The following is a 3,590-nucleotide window of genomic DNA, read 5'->3' as shown; positions in this document are numbered from 1 at the left end:
ATAGATAAAGTTCCTCTATGTAAAGTTATAATGGGGGATGAAAGGCAAGGTTCGCTAACCTTACCCCGATTGTTTATGCTTCCCAGCATTCAATCTATCCCCGTTTATGGGTTTCTCTTTCACCCTACAAAGATAACCTCATGGGGGAAAAATGTCCAAGAATATGGGGTAAAAACTATCAAGTCGGTAGAAAATAAGTATCTTTGAAGTACATTTTTAGTAGAGGTACTGGTATGCCTAGACGAAGCAGATAGGCAAAAATAAAGCCGCTGGGGATGTCGGATGTCCGTCAATTAACTCCAGCGGCTTGTATTTTGGTAACTCTCCCGTATCGGTCAGCTACCGTTTGGTCAGCAACAAAGGTAGTACTTTATTGTCGCAAATCCAAATGTTTTCCCCTTTATTTGTGCATTTACAAAACATTCACTAACTTCGCACCTATGCAGTATGGTGATAGCACACTAGCACCCTAAAGGGTACGTGTGTAAGGGGACAAGCCCCCTTAACCCCCTGTCAGCCGGCTGTCACCGGCTGTTATCGATTGTCACAAAAATGTTAACTTATGGGAGCAACAAGTATTCATGTACAAGCAGTGAAGCCGGGGAGCGAGATTCACAACTTTAGGGAAAAAGAGTTGGACTATGTTCGTCCGGAACTTAGTCATTTGAATGAAAGCTGGGTTGGAGATAGCATCTCCCATCGGCTGGAGAGTGCGAAACAGAGATATTTCGATACGGTTGGGCAGAAGATGCAGACTAAAGCAGCACCCATACGGGAGGGGGTAATAGTAATCAAGCAAGAAACCACCATGCAGGAACTCCAGCAATTCGCTGCGGTCTGCAAGGAACGTTTCGGTATTGAAGCGTTTCAAATCCATATACACAAGGACGAAGGATACATGAACGCAAAGCAATGGACACCTAACCTTCACGCCCATGTAGTTTTCGATTGGACGCAGCCGAACGGGAAGAGTGTGCGTTTATCGCGTGATGACATGGCAGAACTCCAAACCATAGCATCTGAAGCACTGGGCATGGAACGTGGTGTTTCTTCTGATCGCAAACACTTATCGGCTATGCAGTACAAGACCGAATGTGCGAAAGAACAGCTTCAGGAACTATCCAACGATATATCCAGTGCGTTAGACAAGCACAAGGACGTGCAAAACCAGCTTCTTCAGCTTCAGAAAGAACTACGTTCCATTGAAACAAAGAAAAACGTCCAAAAACTCATTTCTAAGGCTTCAGAGAAGTTTTACGGCTTGATAGGGAAAACGGTTAACGATAGGGAAAAAGATGCCTTAAAAGCCAAAATAAAGGCTTTAGAGGGGGAAAATGAACAGCTATCCGATAGACTGGGAAAGGCTATACTTGAAAAAGAGCGAAACGGCACAAAGGTATTCAAAGCCGAGAACGACAAGGAGTATTATAGACAGCAAATGGACAATGCAAGGACAACCAGTAACCGACTAAGAACGGAGAACCAAGAACTAAAGACCGAAACCAAGGAATTGAAAAAAGAACTTGGTAAGATGAAAGACTTGTTCAATTCCGAACAACTGGAGGCTTTAAGGCATCATTTCCCAAACATATCAAAAGCTATGGAAGAGGGGAAAGACCTACTCAAGCAAATCACCAGAAGCAGAGGTTTCGGCATGGGTATGTAACCCCCCCCGCCCCCAAAGGGGGAGCGACCAAACGGCAGCTTCACTCAATGGAGTGTTACGCCGTTCGGGTTCGGAAGAAATTTTGCAGGGTTCGAAAAACGGTTGTGTGCTTATTCGAAAAAAAGTTTATGGTGTGGGCGCTCGTCGGGACGGGTGGTCCCGCCCCTTGCCGCTGGGCGCTCCCCGACCGATGATTTTTTAAGTAGTTGATTATATGCCGTTTTTAGGGTATAATAAGAACTTAAGAAATAGAATAAGTTAAGTAGTTGATACTCAATATAGGGTATTTTCCATATTGGAAAATCTGATTTTCCATATTAGAAAGTCACTCTTTCCTATTAGATGTTAAAAAGGAAAATATATTTTGCTTTTTTATTGTATTAATGGAAATTTAAATATTCCTTTGTGGAAAATCAAATTATACTTTTTCACCGATATATAGAAAGTCAAATTTGCCTAAATAGAATGTTTATGGAAAATAAGAAAGTACTCAAATTAACCGATTTTCAAAAAAACGAAGAAAACCCCTTTATGAAACAAGCAATTGAAGGGATTGAAAATCACGTTGTTAAGAAATACAAAAGTAGTACGGGAAGTGATAAAAAAGCTGTAGTTGCTGTTGCTGATACAGATACAGGAGAAGTATTCAAAACCTCGTTTATCCGACAAATAGAAGTAGATGAAGAGCAATTTGCAAAACTATACCTTGCGAATTTTGCCGCTTTTTTCAATCTATCACAATCAGCTATTCGGGTTTTCGGGTATATTCTAACTTGCATGAAGCCTAAGAATGATATGATAATTTTCGATAGGCGAAAATGCTTAGAATACACCCAATACAAATCAGACAAAGCCATATACAAAGGATTGGCAGAGCTCGTACAAAGTGAAATCATAGCAAGAGGTCCAAACGAATATAATTGGTTCATTAATCCGTTGATTGTCTTTAATGGGGATAGGGTTTCATTTACAAAAACATACGTTCGGAAAAAGACTTTAGCTGCCCAAAAGAAAGAAGAAGCAGAGAAACGACAGTTATCACTTGGTTTTGATGAACTGTAACACTCCATTGAGTGAAGCTGCCGTTTGGTCGCTCCCCCTTTGGGGGCGGGGGGGGATAGATAAAGTTCCTCTATGTAAAGTTATAATGGGGGATGAAAGGCAAGGTTCGCTAACCTTACCCCGATTGTTTATGCTTCCCAGCATTCAATCTATCCCCGTTTATGGGTTTCTCTTTCACCCTACAAAGATAACCTCATGGGGGAAAAATGTCCAAGAATATGGGGTAAAAACTATCAAGTCGGTAGAAAATAAGTATCTTTGAAGTACATTTTTAGTAGAGGTACTGGTATGCCTAGACGAAGCAGATAGGCAAAAATAAAGCCGCTGGGGATGTCGGATGTCCGTCAATTAACTCCAGCGGCTTGTATTTTGGTAACTCTCCCGTATCGGTCAGCTACCGTTTGGTCAGCAACAAAGGTAGTACTTTATTGTCGCAAATCCAAATGTTTTCCCCTTTATTTGTGCATTTACAAAACATTCACTAACTTCGCACCTATGCAGTATGGTGATAGCACACTAGCACCCTAAAGGGTACGTGTGTAAGGGGACAAGCCCCATTAACCCGATGACGTACGGCTTTTGTCAACGAAAATGTTGTCTGAATGCATTTCGTGACCTTCTATTATCTTCTCTTTGGACCGGTTTGAATGATCCGGCTCCTAAGTGCAATTAGACTTTCGTCCAAGACTGACCTATATTGTGTGACGATGCCAGTGCTTAGTTCTGGAGAATGCCGTCAGGCAGGACGAACAGCAACCTATACGTTTAGTTTAGAGTAAACAGTGAGAGAAGACTCCGTGGCGCTTTCCTGAACTTCACGATCCCCATAGGGTGATACAGGCGGGTATCTATGCGACCTTAT

General features: G+C 42.0%; 3 protein-coding genes. All 3 read left to right on the top strand.

All coding sequences use genetic code 11. The features are described from left to right. The coding region (locus BACCOP_RS20810) for a hypothetical protein (RefSeq protein ID WP_007572071.1) at positions 1-207 on the top strand (207 nt) is incomplete at its 5' end. 355 nt (positions 208-562) lie between these two features. Beyond that, positions 563-1,666, top strand: a complete 1,104-nt coding sequence (locus BACCOP_RS19100; protein ID WP_007572070.1) for a plasmid recombination protein — start codon at positions 563-565, stop codon at positions 1,664-1,666. 471 nt (positions 1,667-2,137) lie between these two features. Further along, positions 2,138-2,728, top strand: a complete 591-nt coding sequence (locus BACCOP_RS19095; protein ID WP_008670455.1) for a hypothetical protein — start codon at positions 2,138-2,140, stop codon at positions 2,726-2,728. The last annotated feature ends 862 nt before the right edge of the window (positions 2,729-3,590 follow it).

The organism is Phocaeicola coprocola DSM 17136, from assembly GCF_000154845.1.
GTDB lineage: Bacteria > Bacteroidota > Bacteroidia > Bacteroidales > Bacteroidaceae > Phocaeicola > Phocaeicola coprocola.
This window is presented reverse-complemented; position numbering and strand designations above follow the sequence as displayed.

What these genes read in the sequence shown, in the direction of transcription:
- BACCOP_RS19100 (WP_007572070.1), top strand. Translation starts at nt 563, where the DNA reads ATGGGAGCAACAAGTATTCATGTACAAGCAGTGAAGCCGGGGAGCGAG.
- BACCOP_RS19095 (WP_008670455.1), top strand. Translation starts at nt 2,138, where the DNA reads ATGGAAAATAAGAAAGTACTCAAATTAACCGATTTTCAAAAAAACGAA.